Source organism: Labilibaculum euxinicum, assembly GCF_963678175.1.
GTDB lineage: Bacteria > Bacteroidota > Bacteroidia > Bacteroidales > Marinifilaceae > Labilibaculum > Labilibaculum euxinus.
Genome location: NZ_OY782756.1, coordinates 379,598 through 405,546 on the forward strand (window position 1 = coordinate 379,598; position 25,949 = coordinate 405,546).

Consider the following 25,949-nt stretch of genomic DNA (forward strand, 5'->3'; position numbering starts at 1 on the left):
ATGAAAAAGACATTAACAATTAATATAAGCGGAAGCATTTTCCATATCGACGAGGATGCTTTTGAAAAACTACAGGCTTACTTACGCACCATCAATTCTCACTATGGTCCGAGCGAAGAAGGCCGGGAAATCATGTCTGATATTGAAGCTCGAATTTCAGAAATTTTTCATGAAAAACTGAGTACAAAAGATCAGGTAGTAAATGTTGATATGATCGAAGAAACCATATCGATTATGGGGAAACCTGAAGAAATATTTGCTATTGACGAGGAAAGTATTGAAGACGAGTCGACTCAGGAAACTGACACAAAACAAACTTCCGAAAAGAAAAAGCGCAGATTATTCCGCGATCCTGACCATAGAGTTTTGGGTGGTGTCGCAAGTGGTTTAGCTGCTTACTTTGGAATTGATGTAGTTGTAATCCGTCTCCTTTTTGCACTTTTCTTTTTCTTGGGATATGGATTTTCATTTCTTCTTTACGTGATTTTATGGATTGCTGTTCCTAAAGCAATCACCACAACCCAAAAATTGGAAATGAAGGGGAAAAAAGTCAATATTTCGAATATCGAAGAAACCATTAAAGATGAATACAAGGAAGTTAAAGAAAGCTTCGAGAAAATAAGAGATAAAAACGGACCACAAGTTCGGGATGGTTTCGACAGAGTTATTGATTTTCTGGGCACAGCGCTTCGACTCATCCTTAAAGTGATTATTATTTTGCTTGGTATTGGATTCGTATTTGCAGGATTTGTTACCCTTATCAGCTTTATTGGTTCAATGATTTTTGTGAATAGCTTTTTTGGTCCATTTTCTGATTTCCATTTTCCCGGCACTGTACTCCCACACATGTTTCTTGACGGAAGCAGTATCACTCTATTCACAATTGGCGTAATTGTGGTGATTGGAATCCCATTACTCCTTCTGATTTTTGCAGGATTAAAACTCTTGTTTAATTTCAAAACCAACAATAAAATAATAGGATTCTCAGCACTTGCATTTTGGATACTGGGAATTATCCTTTTGGTTAGTCTAAGTTTTTCTCAAATAAAGGGATACATGCAAAGCAGCACCCGTTATTCAGAAAACATTGAAATACAGCCTACCCAAACAGATACACTATATTTAAAATCAACTGACAATATCGATTTTAACTGGCATGATGGACACATCGGTCTGGACAATATAAAAATAATAGTTAAAGATGATAAAGAAATTATAGTTGGAGAACCTACTCTTGATATTGAAAAGAGCAACAGTGGCAAGTTTGAAATTAAATTGAAAAAGAAATCACGTGGAAGATCCAATGAACAGGCAAACGAAAATGCTGAAAACATTGAATACAAATGGAAACAAACTGATTCCCTAATTGTCTTCAATCAATTTTTCACACTACCTACAGATAGTAAATGGAGAAATCAAAAACTACACATCACAATTAAGGTGCCCGAAGGAAAAGTGATTTATCTGGACAAGTCGATGCGAAAAATCATTCACGACATTGATAATGTAGATAATACATGGGACTACGACATGCTTGATAAGATGTGGATCATGAAAAAAGAAGGCCTAAGCAAATTAAAATATCACGACAAATAAACCCATGCTTTACACCGGCTCCTTTTTCAACACACGCTTTTGCCGGTGTAAACGTGGTAAACTAAAAAATAAAATATCATGAAGAAATTAGTAGTAATAATTGCCGCAATAGTATTTCCAATCCTGATGCAAGCTCAAACCAAAGGTGAGCAAATACATGCTAAATATTCAAATTTAGATGGTTTTAGCAGTTTTAGTTTTGCCGGTAGCTTCCTAAAAAACCTCGACTTTGATGTTGATGAAGACGAATTGGAGAAAAATATCACCGGAGAATGTGAAAACATCAAATTCCTAACGTTTAAACATGTAAACGGAGACGAAACCAAATTCAAAAAGATTGTCTCTTCAAAATTATCAAAAGGAGATTCTTATAAGGAAGTATTAACTGACAGAGATGATAAAAATTCTGATGATGTTCATTTCTTCGCAAAAGGGAACGGAAAAAAATTCAGTGAATTCCATGTCTTACACCATAATGAAAACAGAACTTCATTAGTTTCCTTTTTTGGTGATTTTCGTGTTGACGAATTAAAAACTTTGTCCCACTTCACTTTTGACGATGAAGACGAAGATCAGGAATAACAACATTAAAAACTTAGGAAATATGAAACGTCCATGATTAAATAATTATTTACTCAAGGTAAGTTCCACCTGACAAAAACTTAAAATTATAGACAGATGAAACGCTTAATAAGATCAAAGGAGAAAAAAATAGCTGGTGTTTGCGGAGGTATTTCTCAATACATAAATCCGGAACTCGACCCAATAATTATAAGAACTGCGTGGCTGATATTAACTTTATTCAATCCACTAATGCTTCTTGCATACTTTATACTGGCATTGGTTTTGCCTGATTCTTCATACGAAACAGCATAAAACAGTACATAAAAATATAGTCTGATTTGAATGCAATATTTATCCCAAATTTGGTTCTAAAGGTATTTAGTCTTTTTCACCGAAACACAACCAAAGCATTCATTAAATTAGGGTTTCTCTTCAATCAGAGAAACCCTTTTTCTAAATAAAAAATAATTATTTACCCCTTTCTTTTAAAATATTTCTTCAGATAATTGTACATTGGCTACCGTAAAATCAAAATATGGCTAGACTCTTTACACAGGTATTCATCATATTATTATGGCTGTTGACAAGTCAATATTCATTATTGGCCCAAGATTTTAATACGCCTTTTTTACATTACAAAGAATTTCAAAAAGCAGACAGTAATAAATTATTTTTACGATTTGAAAATCTTAATTTTGTGAAAAACAATGAGTACTCAGGTACTTTCGCAAATGGGACAACCTGGATCGGCTACTCAGCAACACCAAAATTGGTTTATTATCCATCTTCTAAAATTCGAATTGAAGCTGGAGTGCGGTTTCAGCAATATTCAGGACGAACAAACTTTAATGAAACACAAGCAATATTCTCTGTAAACTATCAAGCCTCAAGTAAAGTCAATTTAATTTTAGGAGGCTTAAACCAAAACAACAACCATATGCTTTCAGAGCCCATGTTCGAGCCGGAAAAGTTTTTTACGGATAAAGCAGAAAGTGGAATTCAACTTTTGTATCATACAAAACGATTAAAACTTGACACATGGATTAATTGGGAACAATTCATATTAAAAGGGGATCCCTTTCAGGAAAAATTCACTTTCGGGATTTCAAGCAGCTACCAATTGAATAATACATCCTCCCAAAACAGATTGTCCATTCCTATTCAAATTCTTTTCACACACAGAGGTGGTGAAATTGACTCTTCCGACGAATCCGTTCAAACCATTGGTAACTTTTCATCCGGCCTTGATTTTTTAAGAAAAGTTGAAAATTCCAGATTTACTTCATGGTATATCAGAGCTTTAGCTTATTACGTCAGCGACAACTCCTCTGTTAGAGAATTCCTTTTTAATAAAGGACATGCTTTTTACCCGCAGATTGGCATTAACACGAAACATTCTCAATTTAGACTAGGATATTGGTATGCATATCATTTCATTGCCTCAAGAGGTTCAGAATTATTTCAATCAATATCCTATAGCAAACCCGGTTCATATCAAAACAGAAGAGAACTGGTTACCTTTAAGTATTTCTATGAGCGGAAGATAAGTAAAGGCATCCATTTGGGAGGAAAAATTGATTTATATTATAATCCAGTCAATTCAAATGCGAATTACGCCACAGCAATCTATCTAAGAATCAATGGAGATTTCTTTCTGAAAAAAATTAGCTGGAATTAAAGCTTTGCTTTCTCAATCTTATAACGATACAACTTGTTTTTCCAAATATCACCCGCATATTCCACATTAATTCTGGGATGAAGGGTATAATTGCATAACATGCCATCATCTTCCACCCAAATTCGATTCGAGTTCTCCAGATTCTCTCCATAAAAACTCTTATTCAACTTCAATTGCTGTCCGATTTTACCAGGACCATCAATTCCTTCAACACCACGAATTAATATTGCCTGAGCTTGATTCTTTTTCCCGGTTACAATATTCAGCATCCAATACATCCCGTAAATTAGATAAACATAGACACAACCACCGCAAGAATACATAACCTCTGTTCTTTTAGTACGCCCTTTTGATGCGTGAGAGGCCAAATCCACCTCCCCCACGTACATTTCAATTTCTGTTATTCTAAACCGCTCTTCTTTCATTGTATCAAATTTTCTCACAATAATTTTTCCGACCAGATGATGGGCAACAATATGGATATCCTTCAGAAAAAAATCTCTTTTTAATCGAACACTCATTCGTTTCAATATTTTTAATTGCCAAATGTAAAACTCCTTAGTTCCTGCATATCAAATCTTCCAATTGCAATTCTTTCCAAAAAAATACTAAAAAGAGACTTCAAAAATAAATTTATTTCATACTTTTGCAGAGAAATTGTAACGATGGGCTTACTTACTATGACTCCCTACCCCAACAACTTGATTCTACTACCCTTAGCAAGTAAAGGATTCATTATTGGGAAATATATCAATTTGATTTTTTGACAGACTTAACTCCTCCACATTACCCGATTATCCACATCAGGTTAAGTTCTTCATCAATAAATCGTTAAAAAAATTGGTGTATTTATAGGATTCTTGTACTTTTGCAAGCCAAATTGGAATAATTGTATTAAAAGTATTATTTATTAAAAGTTTTTAACGTGGATACATTAAGTTACAAAACAGTTTCTGCAAACAAAGCAACTGCTACTAAAGAGTGGATTGTTATTGATGCAGCAGATCAGGTGTTAGGTAGACTTAGCTCTAAAGTAGCAAAGCTGATTAGAGGTAAATACAAACCTAATTACACTCCTCATGTTGACTGTGGAGACAACGTGATTATTATCAATGCTGAGAAAGTACGTATGACTGGAAATAAAATGACAGACAGAAAGTATTTTTCTTACACCGGACACCCAGGTGGACAAAGAATTAAAACTCCAGCTGATCTTTTGGCGAAACACCCAGAAAGATTAATTGAGAAGGCTGTTAAAGGTATGCTTCCAAAAAATCGTTTAGGAAGAACTCTTTACACAAACCTATATGTAGTTGTAGGTCCTGAGCACAAACACGAAGCTCAGCAGCCAAAAAAATTAGATTTAAACACAATTAAATAAGTAGGTATGGAAGTTATTAATGCTATTGGACGTAGAAAAGCAGCTGTTGCCCGTGTATACGTAAGCGAAGGTAAAGGTCAGATTACCATCAACAAAAAAGAGCTTAAAGAGTACTTTACTACCGGAACTCTACAGTATATCGTAAAGCAACCTTTAAACCTTTTAGAGGTAGCTGAAAAATACGACATCAAAGTAAATCTTGATGGTGGTGGAGTTACAGGTCAAGCAGAAGCTCTTCGTTTGGCAATCTCCAGAGCACTTGTTAAAATTGATGCAGAATCAAAATCAGCACTAAGAACTGCAGGTTTCATGACTCGCGATCCTCGTGAGGTTGAACGTAAAAAACCAGGTCAACCTAAAGCGCGTAAGAAATTTCAATTTAGCAAGCGTTAAAATTTTTGTGGCAAGTTTAGTATCTAAATTGGTAAGACTTCGATTTTCGAACTACTTAGCAATTGCCATAAAATGAATGTAAACGATTAAAAAAAACAAAAATGTCAAATACAACATTTGAAGAATTATTAGAAGCAGGTTGCCACTTTGGTCACTTGACTAGAAAATGGAATCCAAAAATGGCTCCTTATATTTTCATGGAGCGCAATGGAATTCACATTATCGACTTGCACAAAACAGCTGTAAAGCTGGATGATGCCGCCGCAGCATTGAAACAAATCGCTAAATCAGGAAGAAAAATTCTTTTTGTTGCTACTAAAAAGCAAGCAAAATCAATCGTTTCTGAAAAAGTAGCAGCCGTAAATATGCCATATGTAACTGAGCGTTGGCCAGGTGGTATGTTAACTAACTTCCCTACTATCAGAAAGGCTGTTAAGAAAATGTCTACCATTGACAAAATGGAAGGTGACGGAACTCTTAACCACCTGTCTAAAAGAGAAAGACTACAAGTATCTCGTCAAAGAGCTAAGTTGGAAAAAAACTTAGGTAGTATTGTTGATCTGACCAGATTACCGGCAGCTCTATTTGTAGTTGATGTAATGAAAGAATATATCGCTGTTAAAGAAGCAAACCGTTTGGGTATTCCTGTTTTCGCAATGGTTGATACAAACTCAAGCCCAGATGGTATTGATTTCGTAGTTCCTTGTAATGATGACGCTTCCAGCTCTGTTTCTATCATTCTTGACATTGTAACCGCTTCTATTAAAGAAGGTTTATCGGAAAGAAAAGTAGAAAAAGATAGTGAATCAACTGAAAAGAAAGCTTCTAAGCCTAAAAAAGCTAAGAAAGCAGATGCTCCTGCTAAAGAAGCACCAGTTGCTGAAGTTGCACCAGCTGTAGAAGTTGCACCAGAAGCTCCAGTTGCAGAAACGACTCCAGAAGCTCCGGCTACTGAAGAAGAAAAGAATGATAAGGAATAATTAACTAACAAAAAATTAGATATATCATGTCTATTAAAGCAGCAGACGTAGCCAAATTGCGTAAAGCAACTGGCGCAGGAATGATGGATTGTAAAAATGCTCTTACTGAAGCTGAAGGGGATTTTGACGCAGCGGTAAGCATTATTCGTAAAAAAGGAATGGCGATTGCTAATAAACGTGCCGACAGAGAAGCAACTGAAGGTGTTGTATTAGCAAAAGTTTCTGAAGATAAAAAAAGTGGTGTAATGATCACTCTAAACTGTGAAACTGACTTCGTTGCGAAGAATGATAGTTTCGTAGAATTTGCAACTAAAATTCTTGATTTAGCTTTGGCAAACATGCCTGCAGATCTTGAAGCTTTGAAAGCTTTAGAGCTTGAAGGAAGAAAAGTTGAAGAACACGTTACTGAGCAAACCGGTGTTATCGGTGAGAAAATCGATTTGAGTTTCTTTGGTAAAATGGAAGCAGAATATTCTGTTGCCTATATTCATGCAGGAAACAAATTATCTACTATGATTGGTTTTAACAAATCAATGGATGAGCAAATGGCCCGAGACGTTGCTATGCAAGCTGCAGCTATGGCTCCAATTAGTATTGATAAGGATGATGTTGCTGCTGATGTAGTTGCAAAAGAACTTGAAATCGCAAAAGAAAAAGCTCGTTTAGAAGGAAAACCTGAGGCTATGCTTGATAAAATTGCACAAGGCCGATTGGTTAAATTCTTTAAAGAATCAACATTATTGAACCAGGACTTTGTTAAAAACAACAAGCAAACTGTTAAGCAGTATCTTGCTGAATCTGACAAAGATTTAACTGTGACGAAAATGATGCGTTTCACATTAAATGCTTAATACAATTATTATTACATATAAAAAGAGTTCCTTTCCGGAACTCTTTTTTTTTATCTTATCGTAGAATTTTCTCAACTTTGGGTATAAAAATCTGAAAGAATGGTTAAATACAAACGTATACTGCTAAAATTAAGCGGCGAATCATTAATGGGTGATCAACAATATGGAATTGATTCACAACGATTAAGTGACTATGCCGAACAAATTAAAGAAATAACTGATCTAGGTGTTCAAGTTGGAATCGTAATTGGCGGCGGTAATATTTTTCGCGGGCTAAGCGGTGCAGCTAAAGGTTTCGACCGTGTAAAAGGCGATTCGATGGGAATGCTGGCTACAGTAATTAACAGCCTTGCTCTTAACTCCGCATTGGAAGCCATTCAATGCAAATCAAGGGTTTTAACAGCCATTCGAATGGAACCAATTGGTGAATTCTATTCAAAGCAAAAAGCGGTAGACTACCTTTCAGAAGGTTGTGTTACGATCTTCTCTGCCGGAACAGGTAATCCATATTTCACAACAGATACTGGCTCTTCGCTTCGAGGAATTGAAATAGAAGCTGACGTAATGCTTAAAGGAACCCGCGTTGACGGCATTTATACTGCTGATCCTGAAAAAGACAGTAGTGCTACAAAATTTGAAACCATTACCTTCGATGAAATCTACCACAAAGATTTGAGAGTTATGGATTTAACTGCAACAACAATGTGTAAAGAAAACAATTTACCAATAATTGTTTTTGATATGGATACAAAAGGAAATTTAAAGCAAGTGATTGAAGGTGAAAATATTGGAACATTAGTTCACAATTAACAGTCAAAAGCTCTTTGCTACTGATACATTTTAGTTTTAGTAAAAAAGGACTATCTTTATTTCATCATAGATTTTTGCTATTTTTGTAAGCACTATACATTGATCAATAAAAACATATAAAAATCTTTCTCCGATGAATGAAGAAGTTCAAATGTATCTGGATGATACGCAGGAAAGGATGGAAGCGGCTGTTGACCATCTTGAAAAAGAATTAGTGAAAATTCGTGCTGGAAGAGCAAATCCAAGCATGTTGAATGGTGTAATGGTGGATTACTACGGAAGCTTGACTCCTCTTGCTCAGGTTGCCAACCTAAGTGTACCTGATCCTAGAACAATTGCTATTCAGCCTTGGGAAAAACCAATGATTGTACAAATCGAAAAAGCGATTATGAATTCAAATTTGGGATTTAATCCGGATAATAACGGAGAATTAATCAGAATTCATATTCCTCCTTTGACCGAAGAACGCAGAAACGACTTGGTAAAACAGGCTAAAGCTGAATGTGAACACGCCAAAGTTAGCGTCCGAAATGCCAGAAGAGATACCAATGTTGAATTAAAAAAACTGGTGAAAGATGGTTTGTCGGAAGATATTGAAAAAGATGCAGAAGCTTTTGTTCAAAAGCTTACCGACACATTCAGCAAGAAAATTGATGACTTGCTGGTTGAAAAAGAGAAAGATATCATGACCATATAATAATTGAAAAAAGCTGCCCCAAAAGGCAGCTTTTTTTACAATTATTAGTTTCTTAATTTCTTAACTATCTGCATAAATATTTTCAATCGCTCATCAGAAATGTCATTCTCCCAATATCCATCTTCCTTAAAATGCGAACCGACAATAAAAGCAGAAGCATAATCCCAATACTCCGAAAGATTCTCAGCAGTAATACCTGATCCAATTAATACAGGAATATGAATTTTATCCTTCAGGCTTTTTAATTCGTGCAAATAAACAGTTTTCCCTGTTGAAGAGCCTGTAATAATAACTCCATCACTTAAGAAAAATTCGGCAGCCTCCGCTGTTTCTGCAATATCAACATCCGCAGTAATGGCATGTGAGCTGTGCTTCTTTTTAATATCAGTGAAAACGAAAACATCTTCTGCCCCAACTGCTTTTCGGTAACGCATCAGCTCCCCGGCACAAGAATCAATATACCCCTCGTCGGCAACATGTCCAAATACAAAACCTTCGGCACGGATAAATTGAAAATTAGCCGCTTTTGCCACTGCCAGAGCTTCTTTATTCGCTCCTGCCAATATTTGAATTCCTAAAGGTAATTTTACCGCATCACGCACTGCTTTTGCAACAACCGCCATAGCTGCTGTTATTTCCGGCCCCACCGAACCTTTTAGGTAAGGAACGTCGTGCATATTCTCAATCATGACTGCATCCAAACCGGCTGTTTCATACTGCCTGGCTTCTTTTACAGCAAGTTCACAAATCTTTGCCAAGGAATATTTATTCTTCGGCGTTCCAGGCAATGCCTGAACATGTACCATTCCGATGATCGACTTATTAAGCTTCATATTTTAAGGATTTGAGATATCAAAATTAAGATATGAGATCATTAAAACACTATTTAGTTACTTTCAAGAATCTTAAACAACTCATCCAATTTTGGGGTGAGAATGATCTCAGTTCTACGATTTTTACTACGACCTTCGGCGGTTGCATTAGTACCAATCGGCACGTATTTACTACGACCCGCAACGGTAAGTCTTTCAGCATCAATTCCAGCATTTAAAATCAGTATCCTAACAATCGATGTTGCTCTTTTCACACTTAAATCCCAATTGTCTTTTAGTTCACCACTGCCCTTGTAAGGAACATTGTCGGTATGACCTTCAATCATTACATTAATATCTTTGTTTTGGGACAATACACCTGCCAAATGCCCTAATGCTTCCACTCCTCTTTGATCCACCTGATAACTTCCCGATTTAAAAAGGAGTTTTTCATCCATAGAGACATAAACCTTTCCATTTTTAGTAGTGATAGACAAACCATTGCCTTCAAATCCGGTAAGGGCATTCATTACCTTTTGTTTTAAAGCCTTTACGGCCTCATCTTTTCTATTTAAAGCCGATTCCAACTCCTGCAATCGCTTATCTCTCCGGTTCAATTCAGCCTGTAAAGTATCAAGGGTTCGTTTGCGGGCATCCATTTCTTTTTCCAATGAAAGAACCTCGTCTTCGCGCAATCTCAATTCATTTTGAGCTTTTTTAATCTGACCTAATAAAGCTTTGGTTTCTTTCGCATTTCCGGCCTGCATTCCTGCCAATTGATTTAGTAAATCCTGATTACTCTTTTCAATTCTACTTAATCGTTCCCGTGCAGACTGAAGACGCCTTGATATCAGCAATGTATCGGCAAGAATATTTTTATATTTTCCATCTAAAACCTCAAGTTTTCCACTCAATTCATTATTCAATTCGCTTAGCGTGAGATTTTTTTCCTTTTCCATCTCCAATTCGTCCTGGCAGTTTTGCTGCTTAGATTGGAGTTCTTGAAATTGTCTTGTAGGAACACAAGAAAAGCATAGAAAAACTGATGCTAAAATAAATACCAGCTGACTCGTTTTTTTGAACATGTTTAAATTGTACTTTTGTTAGTAATGAAACTTGCAATTACACAAGCAAATATAAGAATCTGACATGGTATCGTCATCACCAGACAGAAGAATACTTTAGTTTTTATTATTATCTTCGTCAATATTTTTCTTCCAGAATAATCTGTTTATCCACTATCAGTTGAAAAAAATGATTGGGAAACAAATTCTTATTTCTGTTAAACGATTAAAAAGGGGATTTCGTACATGGCTAAGTCTGAAAAAGAATTTTTAGATAAAATCAATTTTCCATCCGATCTGAAAAAGGTATCTGAAGACGACCTTATTCAGGTTTGCGAAGAATTGCGCCAGGAAATTATTGAAGAAGTTTCGTGTAATCCAGGGCATTTTGGTGCCAGTTTGGGTGTGGTAGAACTTACCGTTGCACTTCACTACGTACTAAATACTCCCTACGACAACCTGATTTGGGATGTGGGTCATCAGGCATACGGACATAAAATTCTTACCGGAAGAAAAGATGTTTTTCATACGAACAGAAAATACAAAGGAATAAGTGGTTTCCCTAACAGGAACGAAAGTGAATACGATACTTTTACTGTTGGACACTCCTCTACTTCGATTTCTGCCGCATTAGGAATGGCTACTGCTGCCCATTTAAACGGAGAGACCGATCGAAAAACAGTTGCTGTAATTGGTGATGGATCGATGACTGCCGGTTTGGCTTTTGAGGGATTAAACAATGCGGCCAACAATAATGCTGATTTACTGGTTATCCTAAACGATAACAATATGGCTATCGATCCTAATGTTGGAGGCTTAAACAACTATTTGCTGGATATCACCACTTCTCAAACCTATAATAAAGTAAAGAATGATGTTTGGCGGTTTCTTGGGAAATTAAACCGGTTAAATCCAAATACTCAAAAATTATTTCAGAAAGTAGAACAAGGAATCAAAACCATTCTGCTAAAACAAAGTAATATTTTTGAGGCTTTTAACTTTAGATATTTTGGACCTGTTGATGGTCATGATGTGAATCACTTGGTGAAAATTTTGAGTGATTTACAAAAAATTCCCGGACCAAAACTTTTGCACGTTATTACAAAAAAAGGAAAAGGGTTTAAACTGGCAGAGCAGAATCAGACTTACTGGCATGCCCCAGGAATGTTCGACAAGGTAACAGGTGAAATTTTACAACCTGAATCAACGAGTCCGCAAGCACCAAAATTTCAAGAAATTTTTGGCAATACTTTGGTTGAACTGGCCGAAATGAATAATAAAATTGTTGGAATTACACCAGCAATGCCAACGGGCAGTTCATTAAATATTATGATGGAAAAAATGCCCGATCGTGCATTTGATGTTGGGATTGCAGAACAGCACGCCGTTACTTTCTCGGGAGGATTGGCTGCAAAAGGAAAATTACCATTCTGTGCCATTTACTCATCATTTATGCAAAGAGCTTACGATCAGGTGATTCATGATGTAGCTCTGCAAAATGTAAATGTTGTTTTCTGTCTGGATCGCGGTGGTATTGTTGGTGCCGATGGTGCAACTCATCACGGCGTTTACGATCTTGCATTTTTCAGATGCATTCCAAATATGACAATTGCTTCTCCTCTTGATGCTATTGAGTTGAGAAATTTAATGTTTACTGCCCAACAAGAAAATATGGGTCCTTTTTCTATTCGTTACCCCCGCGGTAAAGGTCGTATTCTTGACTGGCAAAAACCTTTCGAGATTCTTCCTGTTGGCAAAGGCCAAAAGCTTAAAGACGGAAAAGATCTTGCAATTTTATCGATTGGTGCCATTGGTGTGGAAGCTGTGGATGCCATTGAAGAACTGGAAAAAGACGGCTACTCGATTGCCCATTACGACATGAGATATCTGAAACCTATTGATACCGGATTATTGCATGAGGTTCTTGGAAAGCACAATCAAATTATCACTCTTGAAGATGGGTGTATTATTGGCGGATTAGGTTCTGCAGTCATCGAGTTTGCGAATGATAATCATTATCAGGTAAGGGTAAAACGATTGGGTGTACCCGATAAGTGGGTAGAACAAGGTACTCAGCAGGAATTGTATCGTGAATGTGGATACGACAAATTGGGAATCATAGAATCAGCAACCGAAATTTTAGCCGAAACTGAGGGTTAATGATTATCTCTATATCCATCAGAATAAGGATCAAGCCCTTCGAAATCTCCTGTAAAAGAATCAATTCGGGCCTGAAGTTCCTGATTCATTTTAATTAGATAGATTGTGTCTTCGGTACGCAACTCCACAACATTTATTTTATCACCATTTGGTTTGGTAATACTGATCAAGTCATCTTCATAAATTCCATCGGGAAAGGTTTTTATCAGACGTTGAATCAACTCAATACCAATACTTTTAAAGTCCTTAATTACTCTTTTCATCACACACTGATTAATAATCGCTATCAATCTTTTTTCACATTCCCCTAAAACTGTTCAGGGCAGATAAGAGTTTCAAACAGAATCATTCCTTCTTTTATTACTGATCTCAATTTAAGGAATTTAAGAGAATGAAAAAAAATATTCTCCGGAAGTAAGTCTATTTATATTTCCAATTTAATGGTACAAAATTGAAAATGAGAACGAAATCAAGCTTCCCGAAACATCTTAGGCAGCACATAAATCGTTTTCGCTCAAATAAAAGAGAATTCTATACCTCAATACCAGCATTCCTAAATATTAAAAGCCTAGTTTTGCCGACTTATTCAAAATTTTGATGATAACATATGGTAGATTTTTTTAGAAAGAAAGCAGCAAATTCAAAAGATGATATATTATCCGGATTAACCGTAGCTCTTGCGTTGGTACCAGAAGCGGTTGCCTTTGCCTTTGTGGCTGGTGTTGATCCTTTAGTTGGACTTTACGCTGCCTTTATGGTTGGTTTAATTACTTCTGTTTTTGGTGGTCGCCCGGGAATGATATCCGGAGCTACCGGAGCCATGGCTGTTGTTTTGGTCAGCCTTGTAAAGGAAGGAAATGATCTGGGAATGACAATGGCTAATCCTGTTCAGGATATGGGTTTGAACTATTTGTTCGCAACAATAATTCTGGCAGGTGTTCTTCAATTTTTAGCCGGTGTTTTCAAGTTTGGTAAATTCGTCAGACTCATTCCCCACCCTGTTATGATGGGGTTTGTAAATGGTTTGGCAATTGTTATTTTCATATCGCAGCTTGGGATGTTTCCACAGGTAATTAATTGGGATGCCATTTCTTTCTCAGACTACACCCTACATATAAACCGTGAAACTTTTTGGGCAGCAGATAAAGTTCTATATACGATGGTTGGTTTGGTAATTCTCACCATGAGTATCATGTATCTTCTTCCTAAAATTACAAGTAAAATACCTGCAGCTCTTGTTGCAATTTTAACTGTATCGGCCATTGTAATATTTGGGAATCTTGATGTCAGTACTGTTGGATCATTTATTAGAGATGGCGGCGGTACTGGTCTTAAAGGTGGTTTGCCTTCTTTCCAGAGTCAATTGTTTGTAATGGTTCCTTTCAACTGGACTACCGTTGCATTTATTCTTCCTTATGCGGTAATTTTAGCTGCCATTGGTCTTATTGAGTCGCTAATGACTTTGAATTTACTGGATGAAATTACCAACAGCCGTGGAAACGGAAACCGCGAATGTATGGCTCAGGGAGCTGCAAATATCGTTACCGGATTTTTCGGTGGAATGGGTGGATGTGCCATGATTGGTCAATCGCTGATTAATGTAAAATCGGGCGGACGAGGAAGACTATCGGGTATTATTGCTGCATCTACCTTATTGGTATTTATTCTTTTTGCCTCTCCTTATATCGAAATGGTGCCAATCGCTGCACTTGTGGGAGTAATGTTTATGGTGGTTATCGGAACATTTGCCTGGTCAACCTTTAATGTATTACTTAAAATACCAAAAGCCGATGCCTTTGTATTGGTTCTTGTATCCGGCCTAACCGTTATCTTCGATCTTGCCATTGCAGTACTGGTTGGTGTTATCGTAAGTGCTCTTGCTTTTTCCTGGGAAAATGCCCGTAGAATCCGTGCAAGAAGATCGTTTCGGGAAGATGGTACTAAAATATATGAAATCTGGGGACCTCTGTTTTTTGGTTCCATAACCACTTTCAATAACAAATTTGATGTCGAAAATGATCCTGAATCGGTAGAAATTGATTTTATCGAATCGCGTGTAGCCGACCATTCGGGAATTGAAGCAATCAGCAATTTGGTTCAGAAGTATGAAAATGCCGGAAAAACCATTAAATTGAAACACTTAAGTGAAGACTGTATTACTTTACTGCAACGTGCCGATGATCACTTTAGAACTGTTATTTTGAGAGATATTGATGATCCGAGATACTATGTAGTGACCGATAAAGCGAAAATTGGATAAGCTCAAAAGATATTTGTGATGGAAATTCGTTTCCATTGCTTTTTTTTCACCTCCTTCCCACGTGGGAGGAGGTGTTTTGTATAAAAAAGGGCTTGAATTTTCATCCAAGCCCACTTCATTAGTATTTGGATTTTATTTCAATCCCAGTTTCTTGGCAATCTCGGCAGGAATCGCATCTTTATGCAATAGCAAACCAACGGTTTTGTACTGTACAAATGCCTTCGATGCATAAAAATATCCATCGTAAGGATTGTTGTCGGTTCCCCACGAGTTTTTGATCAGGTAATACCTGTTGCCATTTTGATCTTTCGCAGTACCCACCATGTGCATCAAATGATCTTCAGTCGATTCGTAATTATCAAACGCAGTTTGACGCATTTCCTGTGTTATTTCTTTTTCTTTCACAGGATATTCTGTTCCGTATGCCGCTTTCTGATCCTTGCTCATTTTCTCCCATTTCGAAATTTCCGCATTATCCATGCTTTTTTCTTCGGTTTCGGGAACTACAGCCACACCTTTACGATATGCAAATCCATCTTCACTAACATCGCTTCCCCAGGCAAGACTGTATCCATTCTCAATGGCATTATCAACAACCTGCATCATTTCATCCATTGGTAAATTGTACACCTTACCCAACGACCAGTTATCCGGTCCTTCGAAAATAAAGCTTTCGTAAAACGGATGATGTGTATAGGAAGTAATTGTTACGTAATCGTCCATATTAAGGCCTTGTTCCTCTGCGAAAGACTTTGGTGTGTATTCTTTAGTATTGTATGTAAAAGTCTCTGGAATCTCCCCCAAATAAGCATCTAAAATTCCATCAAAACCTTTCATCCAAACCGGAGTAATTTTTTTGTTCTTGTTTTTCACCACAGCATCAACATAGGCTTTCAAAACCTCATCCATTTCGCCGTGCACCGGCATTGTTTCACCAAATGTATTTCCTGAGTAAGCCGATTGCGGAATCAGACCATATTTCTTCACCACATTTAAAGCATCCCAGCCTTCAGCTCCGGCAGAAAAACTTTTCATCCCGTGAAAACGGACATAATCCTTGGCACGTAAATGATAGTTACGGTTCACAATAAACATCTCCGAAAGATCCAATCCTCCTTTTCCCAACCGAATAATTTCCGATTCCAAAAATGAAATGCTTGCAAAAGACCAACAAGTTCCGGATCGGTACTGATTTTTCACCGGCGTTGCTTTCAATTGCTTTTCGATAGTAAACTGATAACTTTTCTTTTCCTCTTCCTTTTTTTTAGCAGAAGATGTTTGAAACAGGCCAAATACAAGAATGGCCGCAATTAAATATTTATTCTTCATTTTTATAATTGTTAGCTTGTTTAAGTTAATTATTATCAGGTAAATCTTGATAAAACAATTCTTTGCTGTATTTTTGATTATTAACAAAAAGATCATGCAATGTAAAAATAATTCAACAATTTTATTGTTGGAAAAATCAAAACCAAACAACATTTTCTAACTTAAATATCACACAAAAATGAAAAAAATCGCTTCAATTACACTGTTGCTGGCTATGAGTATAGGCTTTGTAGCTTGTAATGAGAAACCAGCCAAAAAAACTGAGGTTTCTCCAATACAAAAATTAGTAGATCAGTACGCTGAATTTGAACTTACAACAGACATCAGTAAACTGACCAAAAACGAAAAACAGATGCTTCCTATTTTAATGGAAGTTGCTGATATTATGGAAGAGTTATTCTGGAAAGATGCAATTGGAGACAAAGCGGAATTTTTAGGAGCACTTACTGATCCTGCTGCTGTTGCTTATTCAAAAATAAATTACGGACCTTGGGATCGTCTGAACGACAACCTGCCTTTTATAGACGGATTTGGGGCAAAACCTAAAGGTGCTAACTTCTATCCAGGCGACATGACTCAAGAAGAATTTGATGCCATTCCGGACGAAATGAAAACCGATTGGTATACAAAAATTGAACGTGACGAGAACGGAGAACTGAAAGTGGTTCCTTATCATGTTGTTTACAAAGAACAAATTAAAAAAGCTGCTGATTTGTTACTAAAAGCCTCAGAATTAGCTGAAGATGCTGGTCTGAAAAAATATCTTGAGCTACGTTCTACGGCTCTTCTTACTGATGATTATCTGGCTTCTGATTTGGCTTGGATGGATATGAAAACCAACACGCTTGATTTCGTAGTTGGTCCTATCGAAACATACGAAGATGCTCTTTACGGATACAAAGCTTCTCATTCGGGTCAGATTTTGGTAAAAGACAAAGTTTGGAGCAAAAAATTATCAAAATTTGCTTCATTACTGCCACGCCTGCAGGAAGGTCTTCCTGTTCCTGCCAAATACAAAGCAGAAAAAGCGAACGCTAATGCAGATATGAATGTTTACGATGTGATTTACTATGCCGGCGATTGCAACGCGGGCAGCAAGAACATTGCTATTAACCTGCCAAACGATCCTCGTGTTCACGCTCAAAAAGGATCAAGAAAATTGCAGTTAAAAAATGCAATGAAGGCTAAATTCGATAAGATTTTAGTTCCTATTTCTGATTTACTGATGGACGAAAGTCAACGCAATAACGTAACTTTTGATGCTTTCTTCGAGAATGTAATGTTTCACGAAGTAGCTCACGGTTTGGGTATTAAATACACTTTAAAAGATCATGAAAGCGTTCGCAAAGCATTGAAGGATACTTATACTTCTATTGAAGAAGGAAAAGCAGATATTCTTGGTTTGTACATGATTACACAAATGGCTGAATGGGGCGAACTCGATGCTGACAAGCTGATGGATAACTATGTTACTTTTATGGCAGGTATTTTCCGTTCGGTACGTTTTGGTGCTGCCAGTGCTCACGGAAAAGCAAATATGATTCGTTTCTATTTCTTCGAAGAGCAAGGTGCCTTTACAAGAAATGCAGAAACAGGAACTTACAAAGTTGATTTCGGGAAAATGAAAGCTGCTATGAATGAATTGGGAAAACAAATTCTAATTGTTCAGGGTGATGGTGACTATGAAGCGGCAAAACAAATGATTGCCGACAGAGGTTTTATTCGTGAAGATCTTCAGAAAGATTTAGATCGTATTAACAGTGCCGGTATTCCAAAAGATGTTGTATTTAAACAGGGAATGAACGTATTGGGATTGTAAATAAATTAGTATCAGCAGTTAGCGCTGAGACTATTTCGAGCTGAAAATAGAAAAATGAGGCAGAATCAAAATTGATTCTGCCTCATTTGTTCCCGCTCAAAACACCTTATGTAATCCCACTCCCCTTATTTCTTCACTTTTGTAATTGTTAAAATATTAATCTAATTTAGCGATTAAAAGACCTATTTGTCTTTTTTCTGGATTTTAATTTCTGTTATAATAAGTCAAAATTAAATAAGTACTAGCAATTCATAATATTTATGCTCTCAAAAACTGCCGAATATGCAATTCGTGCACTGGTTTATGTCCAGTTGCAAAACTGGGAAGAAAAACGTCCGGGATTTAAGGAAATAGCCAAAAATATAGAATCACCAGAACATTTCACTGCAAAAATATTGCAGGTACTAACACGCTTCGATCTAATAAAAAGCTTGAAAGGAAGAAATGGCGGGTTTTTCTTTGATAAAGAGCATGAAGATCTTCAACTCTATAAAATTATTACAGCAATTGATGGAGAAAAATCTTTTATCAGCTGTAGTTTTGGCTTTAAGAATTGCGATCATAAAAACAAATGCCCTTTGCATGATGATTTTTCAGAATTAAGAAAAAATTATACTGTTCTTGTAAAAAAACGAACCATACAAAGTCTTGCAAAAAAAATCCTAAGCGGAGAAGCTGTTCTAACACAGAACATTAAATAGATATATTTCAGGCAATAAATCTGAAAATCCGAAACCATAAAGGTGCCCAAATTGGGTATTTTACAACATAGCATATCATATTTAGCCTTTGTATCTTACCCTTCCTTTGAAACTGACCCGATATAACCATTTTATGATGGAGAAGTATAAACTGAATATGAGTAATAGAAGTAACATTCGTTGGAAGACTCTCCTTCTGATTTTTTTCGTTTTCCTTTTTGCATTTCAGGCTTCTGCAAGAAAACAAAAAGTACTTGTTTTGCATTCTTACCATCAGGGATTGAATTGGACCGATAATGTAAGTGCCGGAATACAGTCTGTTTTGGGCCATGAAGACAATGTTGAGCTGATGTTTGAATACATGGACACAAAACGGAATTCAAACCCAGAATATCTGAAAGAATTCGCGAATCTTTATGGCCTCAAGCATCTAAAAAATAAATTTGATGCCATCATTGTTTCTGACAACAATGCCTTGGATTTTGTAAGAGATTATTATACCGATTTCTTTAAAAACACACCAATAATTTTCTGTTCTATTAATCAATTCTCCGATCAGCTGGTGAAAGGGATCGAACACATTTCAGGTGTTACCGAAGAAATTGACTCCAGAAAAACAATTGAAGTTGCCTTGCGCTTGCATCCAAAAGCAACAAAATTAGTTGTGATTAACGACAATCAGACTCAGTCGGCAATCTTAAACAGAAATAACATTAAATCTTTTTGGCCCGACTTACATACCGATGTTGAACTTGTTTTTTTGGAGAATTTACTCATTGATGAACTGGTTGATCAGATTAAACACCTTGACCCCAACAGCATTATTTACCTCCTGAATTTTAGCCGCGATAAAGAAGGCAATTTTATCTCCTATCAGGAAAATATTGAAATTATACGAGAGGCAACAAAACTACCAATCTATAGCAGTTGGGAATTCTATTTTAACGAGGGTATTGTTGGAGGAATGCTCACAAGCGGATATAAAGAAGGGGAATTAGCAGCTAAAATTGCTCTTCAGGTATTGCAAGGGAAAGAGATCAATAAAATTCCAATTGTACAATCAGGATACAACAATTTCAAATTCGATTTTGAACAAATGAAACATTTTGGAATTCTCCCTAAACAACTTCCAAAAGGCAGTATCATCAGCAATCAACCACCTCCTATTGTTCCCCAGTACCAAACATCACTATTTGTAATAATTATATTCGGCTTAATCATTGCAATCATTTTAAGATACTCGAAATTGAAAAGGGAGCAAAATGAGAAAAAACTGATTCAGCAAAATGAAGAATTGGACCGAAGAGTAGCCGACAGAACAAAAGAGGTTGTGTTTGCGAACGAAAAACTGGAGCTGCAAACCGAACAAATTATCAAACAAAATCAGGAGCTGGAGGATCACCGTCACAATCTTTTGGAACTTGTTAAAGTGCGAACCGAAAATTTAGAAGAAGCAAATCTGGAACTTAAAAGCAGCCGGGACAGGCTTCTTCGAATGTTGGATGCAAATTCGGATGGTGTTTGGGAGCATAATTTCGCAAACGATCAAACCTACATTAGTAAGATCATCTGGGATAAACTGGGCTATAAATCTGTCACCATTTCAAACACCAAAGATCTTCTCTGCAAAATTATTCATCCGGAGGATTTAATCATCATCAAACAAAAACACCGGCAAAACAAATTGGGCTATAGTGCATTGTTTATTGTCGAATTCAGAATTTTCACAACCACTAAAGACTGGATGTGGTTCAAAGCAAAAGGACAAATTCTTGATTATGACCAAAATGGAAAACCTTTAAACATTGTTGGCACACTTATTAATATCACCCAACGAAAAGAAGCCGAAGAAACAATAAAAAGCGAAGAACGAAAGTTGAGAGTATCGGAAAAAAGATGGCGTTCCTTAATTGAGCAGGCATCAGATGGAATATTAATTTACAATACTGACGGCAATATTCTGGATGCCAACTCAGCAGCATGCAATTGGCTGGGCTATTCTGCTGATGAAATTCTGACACTGAATTACAGCGAAATAGATTCCAGACACAGCAGTTCGGAACTTCATTCTTATTGGAGAAAATTAAATGCTTCCTACCCTTCTCTTTCTTTTGAGTCGATGCAAAAAAGAAAAGACGGATCAAGCTTTCCTGTTGAAATTCACCTTAGCCTGATAGAATTGCAGGACAGTAAACTCATTTTGTCTTTGGTAAATGATATTAGTGAACGCCAGAAAACCGAGCGCAAAATTCTAAATGCAGTAATTAACACAGAAGAAAGTGAACGAAAACGGTTCGCTACCGATTTGCATGATTCTATTGGTCCTCTTCTTTCCAGCATCAACTTGTATCTGTCATCCATAAATAAATTTGAATCGGAAGCAGAGAAAAAGAACATTATAAAAGCTTCTGTTGAAGCGGTAAATGAAGCGTTGGTAAGCATCAAAGAAATTTCGAACAACCTGAGCCCGCATATTTTGAACGATTTCGGATTGGAAAAAGCCATTCGTTCTTTCACCAACAAAATCAATTTATCGCAGGCCATCAGCATTAGTTTTTATGCTGAAAATATGAAAGAGCGAATCAACCATCAGGTTGAAGTCGTTATTTTTAGGGTAGTAAGCGAATTAATTAACAATACAATTAAACACGCTAAGGCAACAAATATTGAAATAAACTTGTCAAGAGAAGAAAATTTAGTTTCTCTTATCTATATTGACGACGGAATTGGTTTTGATGCCAAGGAGATTAATGCCGGAACATCAACGGGAATGGGATTGTATAATGTATTTAGCAGGATTAAGTCGTTAAATGGTTCGCACAAAATAAAAAGCCACCCAAAACGTGGCGGCATGATGGCAGTAGTAGAAATTAATCTGTAAATTAAAAAGCATGAGTGAGTACAGGGTAATGATTGTAGACGACCACAAAATGTTTAGAAGTGGGTTGCGGTTTCTTTTAAATAGCGTTCCTAACATCAACATCGTAGGGGAAGCTTCGAACGGAAAAGAATTTCTCGAAATGGCAGATACTATTCCGATCGATATTGCCTTAATGGACATTAACATGCCTGAAATGAATGGAATTGAAGCCACCCGAAAAGCTCTCGAGAAATTTCCTGACATGAAAATAATTGTTCTGTCCATGCATGGAGAAGAGGAATATTACGATCAGATGTTAGATGCCGGGGTTAAAGGTTTTCTGCTTAAAAACTCCGATGCGGATGAATTGATAGCAGCACTTGAGGCAGTAATGGCCGGAAAAAGTTACTTCTCTCAAGAACTTTTAGTTGATATTCTTGATCAGAAAAGACTGCATAAATTAAGAACTGAAACCGTAAAATTATCCCAACGGGAATTGGAAGTTTTAAAACTAATTTGTGATGGCTACAGCAATGCTGAAATTGCAGAGGAATTATTTATCAGCCAAAGAACGGTTGACCGCCACCGGTCTAATTTACTAAGCAAAACGGCTTGTAAAAATTCAACTTCCTTGGTAATGTACGCAGTAAAAAACAGAATTATTGAAATTGAGTAAGGTACAGACTGTCTTGTTATTCTACTTATTAATTTGCATTTTGTACTTAATCGAAGACAAATATTTTATTGCAGAATAACCAATTAGAATGAAATTACACCTCAAAATATACAAGTGCATTTTCTTAGTTCTGGCTATCTTACTGGCTCTCTCGTTGGATGTTTCAGCCCGAAGACAAAAAGTACTGATTCTCCATTCCTACCATCAAGGGTTGAATTGGACAGACAACATCACAAAAGGAATTCTATCTGTTCTGAATCAACACGAAAATATCGAAATTCAGTTTGAGTACATGGATACCAAACGAAGGTATGATGAAGAATACCTTGATGAGTTTGTAAAATTATACCGCCTAAAACATCAGGAAATCCCCTACTCTGCAGTTATTGCTTCAGACAATAACGCTCTTTACTTTACCCGCGACTATCAAAAAGAATTTTTTAAGGACATTCCCATCATTTTCTGTTCGATCGATCAATTTGACAACAGTCTGATTGAAGGAATGACTAATGTTACAGGAGTCACCGAATACATCGATTTTAAGCAAACTATTGAGCAGGCTCTTAAACTGCATCCAAAAGCCAAAAATTTAGTTGTAATCAACGATAATATCACCACATCGGCTGTGATCAACCGAAATCACATCATCTCATTTTGGCCCGAATTAAAAACAGATGTCAAACTAGTATTTCTGGAGAATCTTTCCATTAAAGATTTGGTAGAGAAGGTGAAAAATCTTGATGACTCCAATATTATTCTCCTTATTAATTTTAGCCGGGATAAGGAGGGGAACTATATTTCTTATCAGGAAAACATAGAAATAATCCGTGAAGCCACCCAGCTGCCCATTTATAGCTCATGGGAATTTTATTTTAATGAAGGAATTGTTGGCGGTATGCTGACAAGTGGTTTTAAACAAGGGAAATTGGCCGCTGAACTGGCTGTTAAAATTATCGATGGTGTTGATGTAAATTCGATTCCAATTGTAACTGAAGGATACAATAGTTTTCAATTCGATTTCAATCAAATGAAACGGTTCGGGATTGAGGCAAAACAGCTTCCAAAAAGCAGTTTAATCATTAATCAGCCTCCCTCATTTTTATCGAAACACAAATTTAGCCTCATCATTCTAATTACATTTATCATTCTGTTACTGCTTATTATTACCTATGCAAAAATTAAACGGCAACGAAACGAAAGTCGGTTACTAGCCAAAAATAAAGAGTTGAAAAGCAGCAGAAACAGGCTATTGAGAATGCTTGATGCCAATTCTGATGGTGTTTGGGAACACAATTTCACGATGAAAACGACCTACATCAGCAAGAATATATGGGAAAAACTAGGCTATAATTCTGATTTGATTCAAAACACGCCCGAATTTGTCGAAAGACTAATTCACCCGGATGATTTAAAAATATTTCTTTCGGAAAGGAAAAAACTGGAAAGTGGCCAAAGTGATCTTTTTGTTGTGGAATTTCGGATTCAGGCAAAGAACAAAACCTGGATGTGGCTGAAGGCGAAAGCAAAAATTATGAATTTCGAATCGCAAAAGCAAGCCATTAATCTGGTTGGAACTTTAATTGATATCACACAAAGAAAGGAAGCCGAAAAAAAAATTAAAGCTTCGGAAAAGAGATGGAGATCTTTAATAGAACAAGCCGCCGATGAAATAATCATCCTTAATTTCGATGGACAAATTATGGATGTTAATCTGGCGGCAACTACCATGCTGGGGTATACACGCGATGAAATTATTGGTTCCAATGTGACTCTTTTAGATCACAAATTCGAATTGGATCAGTTGCATTCCTACTGGCAAAAGCTAAATCCTAAAAACCCATCTTTAAAACTGGAATCGGTTCAGCAAAGAAAAGATAAAACAACTTTCCCGGTTGAGATTCACTTCAGCTTAATTGATTTGCCAGACAGCAGATTAATCTTGGCAGTAATTAGTGACATCAGCGTTAGACAAGAAACAGAACGCAAAGTATTAAACGCCGTTATTGAAACAGAGGAGAACGAGAGAAAGAGATTTGCTACCGATCTTCACGATTCTATTGGTCCATTGCTGTCCAGTATTAACTTGTATCTTTCCGCCCTTGCAAAATCAAAATTAAGCGATCGAAATGAGAAAATAATTACGGCTTCCCGGGAAATAGTAAACGAAACCCTGGTCAATATCAAAGAAATATCAAACAATTTAAGCCCCCATGTTTTAAACGATTTTGGACTGGTAAATGCCATTCACTCGTTTATCAACCAAATAAACTTATCCAAATCAATCAACATTACATTGGATTCGAAAAATTTGGAAGGCAGATTAAACCAGCAGGTGGAAGTGGTGATATACAGAGTTGTTACAGAACTAATCAACAATACCATCAAACATGCCGGGGCCAGTAACATTCAAATTACACTTTCAAAAGAGAATAATTCTCTAAATCTTATTTATATTGACGATGGGAAAGGTTTCAATCCACAAGAGATTAGTATCGAAACATCAGGAATGGGCTTGTACAATATTCTAAGCCGAATTCGCTCCTTAAATGGAACACACAATATCCAAAGTACGCCTGAAACCGGTGGTATGATGGCAGTTGTTACCGTAAACCTTTAAAACTTCGGATATGGAAGAACAAAAAATTATCATTGTTGATGATCACAAAATATTTAGGAAAGGCCTGCGTTTTCTTCTGGAAGATATGGAAGGCATTAATGTTATTGCTGAAGCCGAAGATGGTAAGGAGTTTTTGAATTTATTGGAAATTAGTACTCCCGATATTGTTTTATTGGACATTAACATGCCAAAAATGAATGGTATTGAGGCTGCAATTGAAGCCATGAGATTTCATCCAAAGCTCAAAATAATTGTACTTTCTATGCATGGGGAAGAACAGTATTACGACAAAATGGTGGAAGCCGGGGTGAAAGGTTTTCTATTAAAAAATTCAGATGTTGATGAACTGTCTGCAGCTCTGCAAACTGTCGTTTTAGGCGGATCTTACTTTTCGCAGGAACTGCTTGTTGGAATTCTAAACAAACGCAAAGAACAAAAAAAACCCTCAGAAATTGTCAATTTCACTGATCGTGAACTTGAAGTACTGCAATTAATCTGTAAAGGCTTCAACAACAATAAAATTGCCGACACGCTGTTTATAAGTATCCGAACCGTCGAACGTCATCGGGCAAACCTGCTAAGCAAAACAAATTGCACCAACTCAATTGCAATGGTAATGTTTGCAGTTAAACACAACATTATCGAAATATAATCTGAAAAAGAGGCACTTATCACGCTTTAATTGTACCTGTTCCAAATAA

The 25,949-nt window shown here is 36.6% G+C and carries 23 protein-coding genes; 18 read left to right on the forward strand and 5 right to left on the reverse strand.

Annotated elements, in window-relative coordinates:
• The 4 genes from ACY0M5_RS01735 to ACY0M5_RS01750 all read left to right on the forward strand — a co-directional run bounded on the left by ACY0M5_RS01735 (position 1) and on the right by ACY0M5_RS01750 (position 3,838).
• Positions 1-1,596: a PspC domain-containing protein gene (locus tag ACY0M5_RS01735; RefSeq protein WP_461630603.1), complete on the forward strand. Its 1,596-nt coding sequence runs from the start codon at positions 1-3 to the stop codon at positions 1,594-1,596.
• A 78-nt stretch (positions 1,597-1,674) separates the two neighbouring features.
• On the forward strand, positions 1,675-2,178 hold the full coding sequence (locus ACY0M5_RS01740; protein ID WP_461630604.1) for a DUF4252 domain-containing protein: 504 nt from the start codon (positions 1,675-1,677) through the stop codon (positions 2,176-2,178).
• 96 nt (positions 2,179-2,274) lie between these two features.
• The gene (locus tag ACY0M5_RS01745) at positions 2,275-2,472 is read left to right on the forward strand and encodes a PspC domain-containing protein (RefSeq protein WP_124993579.1); all 198 of its coding nucleotides are present in this window, start codon (positions 2,275-2,277) and stop codon (positions 2,470-2,472) included.
• A 223-nt stretch (positions 2,473-2,695) separates the two neighbouring features.
• Entirely contained in the window at positions 2,696-3,838 is a 1,143-nt protein-coding gene (locus tag ACY0M5_RS01750; RefSeq protein ID WP_461630605.1) for a hypothetical protein, read from the forward strand.
• Here the strand turns inward: ACY0M5_RS01750 and ACY0M5_RS01755 are convergent.
• Positions 3,835-4,359, reverse strand: a complete 525-nt coding sequence (locus ACY0M5_RS01755) for a DNA-3-methyladenine glycosylase (protein ID WP_124993581.1) — start codon at positions 4,357-4,359, stop codon at positions 3,835-3,837. The two genes, ACY0M5_RS01750 and ACY0M5_RS01755, sit on opposite strands and share 4 nt — an antisense overlap.
• Positions 4,360-4,763: 404 nt before the next feature.
• Here ACY0M5_RS01755 and rplM point away from each other — a divergent pair, with 404 nt between their 5' ends.
• From rplM to frr, 6 genes are all read left to right on the forward strand, one after another.
• The gene (rplM, locus tag ACY0M5_RS01760) at positions 4,764-5,219 is read left to right on the forward strand and encodes a 50S ribosomal protein L13 (RefSeq protein ID WP_124993582.1); all 456 of its coding nucleotides are present in this window, start codon (positions 4,764-4,766) and stop codon (positions 5,217-5,219) included.
• A gap of 6 nt (positions 5,220-5,225) precedes the next feature.
• On the forward strand, positions 5,226-5,612 hold the full coding sequence (gene rpsI / locus ACY0M5_RS01765) for a 30S ribosomal protein S9 (protein WP_101261689.1): 387 nt from the start codon (positions 5,226-5,228) through the stop codon (positions 5,610-5,612).
• 101 nt (positions 5,613-5,713) lie between these two features.
• A complete protein-coding gene (rpsB, locus tag ACY0M5_RS01770) occupies positions 5,714-6,592 on the forward strand; it encodes a 30S ribosomal protein S2 (protein WP_461630606.1) in 879 nt (292 codons plus the stop codon).
• A 26-nt stretch (positions 6,593-6,618) separates the two neighbouring features.
• On the forward strand, positions 6,619-7,443 hold the full coding sequence (gene tsf / locus ACY0M5_RS01775; protein WP_124993584.1) for a translation elongation factor Ts: 825 nt from the start codon (positions 6,619-6,621) through the stop codon (positions 7,441-7,443).
• A gap of 99 nt (positions 7,444-7,542) precedes the next feature.
• Positions 7,543-8,253, forward strand: a complete 711-nt coding sequence (pyrH, locus tag ACY0M5_RS01780) for a UMP kinase (protein ID WP_156195422.1) — start codon at positions 7,543-7,545, stop codon at positions 8,251-8,253.
• A 133-nt stretch (positions 8,254-8,386) separates the two neighbouring features.
• Positions 8,387-8,950, forward strand: a complete 564-nt coding sequence (gene frr, locus ACY0M5_RS01785) for a ribosome recycling factor (RefSeq protein WP_124993586.1) — start codon at positions 8,387-8,389, stop codon at positions 8,948-8,950.
• Positions 8,951-8,994: 44 nt separating this feature from the next.
• Here the strand turns inward: frr and ACY0M5_RS01790 are convergent, their stop codons facing one another.
• Both ACY0M5_RS01790 and ACY0M5_RS01795 read right to left on the reverse strand, forming a co-directional pair.
• A complete protein-coding gene (locus ACY0M5_RS01790) occupies positions 8,995-9,783 on the reverse strand; it encodes a BtpA/SgcQ family protein (RefSeq protein WP_461630607.1) in 789 nt (262 codons plus the stop codon).
• A 53-nt stretch (positions 9,784-9,836) separates the two neighbouring features.
• Positions 9,837-10,721 (reverse strand): OmpA family protein, encoded by an 885-nt coding sequence (locus ACY0M5_RS01795; RefSeq protein WP_461630608.1) that lies wholly within the window; start codon positions 10,719-10,721, stop codon positions 9,837-9,839.
• A gap of 351 nt (positions 10,722-11,072) precedes the next feature.
• Between ACY0M5_RS01795 and dxs the strand changes: the two genes are divergently transcribed.
• On the forward strand, positions 11,073-12,986 hold the full coding sequence (gene dxs, locus ACY0M5_RS01800; protein ID WP_461630609.1) for a 1-deoxy-D-xylulose-5-phosphate synthase: 1,914 nt from the start codon (positions 11,073-11,075) through the stop codon (positions 12,984-12,986).
• On the opposite strand, the gene ACY0M5_RS01805 is transcribed toward dxs, so the two are convergent.
• Positions 12,983-13,249, reverse strand: coding sequence for a hypothetical protein (locus tag ACY0M5_RS01805; RefSeq protein WP_124993590.1), 267 nt, complete (start codon positions 13,247-13,249; stop codon positions 12,983-12,985). The two genes, dxs and ACY0M5_RS01805, sit on opposite strands and share 4 nt — an antisense overlap.
• A 344-nt stretch (positions 13,250-13,593) precedes the next feature.
• Here ACY0M5_RS01805 and ACY0M5_RS01810 point away from each other — a divergent pair, with 344 nt between their 5' ends.
• Positions 13,594-15,246, forward strand: coding sequence for a SulP family inorganic anion transporter (locus ACY0M5_RS01810; protein ID WP_461630610.1), 1,653 nt, complete (start codon positions 13,594-13,596; stop codon positions 15,244-15,246).
• A gap of 132 nt (positions 15,247-15,378) precedes the next feature.
• Here the strand turns inward: ACY0M5_RS01810 and ACY0M5_RS01815 are convergent, their stop codons facing one another.
• Complete coding sequence (locus ACY0M5_RS01815; protein WP_461630611.1) at positions 15,379-16,575, reverse strand: C1 family peptidase; 1,197 nt, start codon at positions 16,573-16,575, stop codon at positions 15,379-15,381.
• 178 nt (positions 16,576-16,753) lie between these two features.
• Here ACY0M5_RS01815 and ACY0M5_RS01820 point away from each other — a divergent pair, with 178 nt between their 5' ends.
• From ACY0M5_RS01820 to ACY0M5_RS01845, 6 genes are all read left to right on the forward strand, one after another.
• Positions 16,754-18,394 carry a dipeptidyl-peptidase 3 family protein gene (locus ACY0M5_RS01820; RefSeq protein ID WP_461630612.1) on the forward strand — a complete coding sequence of 547 codons (1,641 nt, stop codon included), beginning with the start codon at positions 16,754-16,756 and terminating at the stop codon, positions 18,392-18,394.
• Positions 18,395-18,654: 260 nt separating this feature from the next.
• Positions 18,655-19,095 (forward strand): RrF2 family transcriptional regulator, encoded by a 441-nt coding sequence (locus tag ACY0M5_RS01825; RefSeq protein ID WP_461630613.1) that lies wholly within the window; start codon positions 18,655-18,657, stop codon positions 19,093-19,095.
• Between the two features lie 136 nt (positions 19,096-19,231).
• Complete coding sequence (locus tag ACY0M5_RS01830; RefSeq protein WP_461630614.1) at positions 19,232-21,976, forward strand: sensor histidine kinase; 2,745 nt, start codon at positions 19,232-19,234, stop codon at positions 21,974-21,976.
• Positions 21,977-21,986: 10 nt separating this feature from the next.
• Complete coding sequence (locus ACY0M5_RS01835) at positions 21,987-22,631, forward strand: response regulator (protein WP_461630615.1); 645 nt, start codon at positions 21,987-21,989, stop codon at positions 22,629-22,631.
• Between the two features lie 88 nt (positions 22,632-22,719).
• Positions 22,720-25,248 carry a sensor histidine kinase gene (locus tag ACY0M5_RS01840; protein WP_461630616.1) on the forward strand — a complete coding sequence of 843 codons (2,529 nt, stop codon included), beginning with the start codon at positions 22,720-22,722 and terminating at the stop codon, positions 25,246-25,248.
• 10 nt (positions 25,249-25,258) lie between these two features.
• Positions 25,259-25,900, forward strand: coding sequence for a response regulator transcription factor (locus ACY0M5_RS01845; RefSeq protein WP_461630617.1), 642 nt, complete (start codon positions 25,259-25,261; stop codon positions 25,898-25,900).
• The last annotated feature ends 49 nt before the right edge of the window (positions 25,901-25,949 follow it).

Excerpts from the sequence above, each read along its gene's own strand:
- ACY0M5_RS01735 (WP_461630603.1), top strand. The coding sequence starts at position 1 with ATGAAAAAGACATTAACAATTAATATAAGCGGAAGCATTTTCCATATC.
- ACY0M5_RS01755 (WP_124993581.1), bottom strand. The coding sequence starts at position 4,359 with ATGAGTGTTCGATTAAAAAGAGATTTTTTTCTGAAGGATATCCATATT.
- ACY0M5_RS01835 (WP_461630615.1), top strand. The coding sequence starts at position 21,987 with ATGAGTGAGTACAGGGTAATGATTGTAGACGACCACAAAATGTTTAGA.
- tsf (WP_124993584.1), top strand. The coding sequence starts at position 6,619 with ATGTCTATTAAAGCAGCAGACGTAGCCAAATTGCGTAAAGCAACTGGC.
- dxs (WP_461630609.1), top strand. The coding sequence starts at position 11,073 with ATGGCTAAGTCTGAAAAAGAATTTTTAGATAAAATCAATTTTCCATCC.
- ACY0M5_RS01845 (WP_461630617.1), top strand. The coding sequence starts at position 25,259 with ATGGAAGAACAAAAAATTATCATTGTTGATGATCACAAAATATTTAGG.
- ACY0M5_RS01805 (WP_124993590.1), bottom strand. The coding sequence starts at position 13,249 with ATGAAAAGAGTAATTAAGGACTTTAAAAGTATTGGTATTGAGTTGATT.
- rpsB (WP_461630606.1), top strand. The coding sequence starts at position 5,714 with ATGTCAAATACAACATTTGAAGAATTATTAGAAGCAGGTTGCCACTTT.
- ACY0M5_RS01810 (WP_461630610.1), top strand. The coding sequence starts at position 13,594 with ATGGTAGATTTTTTTAGAAAGAAAGCAGCAAATTCAAAAGATGATATA.
- ACY0M5_RS01745 (WP_124993579.1), top strand. The coding sequence starts at position 2,275 with ATGAAACGCTTAATAAGATCAAAGGAGAAAAAAATAGCTGGTGTTTGC.
- ACY0M5_RS01795 (WP_461630608.1), bottom strand. The coding sequence starts at position 10,721 with ATGGAAAAGGAAAAAAATCTCACGCTAAGCGAATTGAATAATGAATTG.
- ACY0M5_RS01750 (WP_461630605.1), top strand. The coding sequence starts at position 2,696 with ATGGCTAGACTCTTTACACAGGTATTCATCATATTATTATGGCTGTTG.
- ACY0M5_RS01820 (WP_461630612.1), top strand. The coding sequence starts at position 16,754 with ATGAAAAAAATCGCTTCAATTACACTGTTGCTGGCTATGAGTATAGGC.
- ACY0M5_RS01815 (WP_461630611.1), bottom strand. The coding sequence starts at position 16,575 with ATGAAGAATAAATATTTAATTGCGGCCATTCTTGTATTTGGCCTGTTT.
- ACY0M5_RS01830 (WP_461630614.1), top strand. The coding sequence starts at position 19,232 with ATGGAGAAGTATAAACTGAATATGAGTAATAGAAGTAACATTCGTTGG.
- ACY0M5_RS01840 (WP_461630616.1), top strand. The coding sequence starts at position 22,720 with ATGAAATTACACCTCAAAATATACAAGTGCATTTTCTTAGTTCTGGCT.
- frr (WP_124993586.1), top strand. The coding sequence starts at position 8,387 with ATGAATGAAGAAGTTCAAATGTATCTGGATGATACGCAGGAAAGGATG.
- rpsI (WP_101261689.1), top strand. The coding sequence starts at position 5,226 with ATGGAAGTTATTAATGCTATTGGACGTAGAAAAGCAGCTGTTGCCCGT.
- ACY0M5_RS01740 (WP_461630604.1), top strand. The coding sequence starts at position 1,675 with ATGAAGAAATTAGTAGTAATAATTGCCGCAATAGTATTTCCAATCCTG.
- ACY0M5_RS01790 (WP_461630607.1), bottom strand. The coding sequence starts at position 9,783 with ATGAAGCTTAATAAGTCGATCATCGGAATGGTACATGTTCAGGCATTG.
- ACY0M5_RS01825 (WP_461630613.1), top strand. The coding sequence starts at position 18,655 with ATGCTCTCAAAAACTGCCGAATATGCAATTCGTGCACTGGTTTATGTC.
- pyrH (WP_156195422.1), top strand. The coding sequence starts at position 7,543 with ATGGTTAAATACAAACGTATACTGCTAAAATTAAGCGGCGAATCATTA.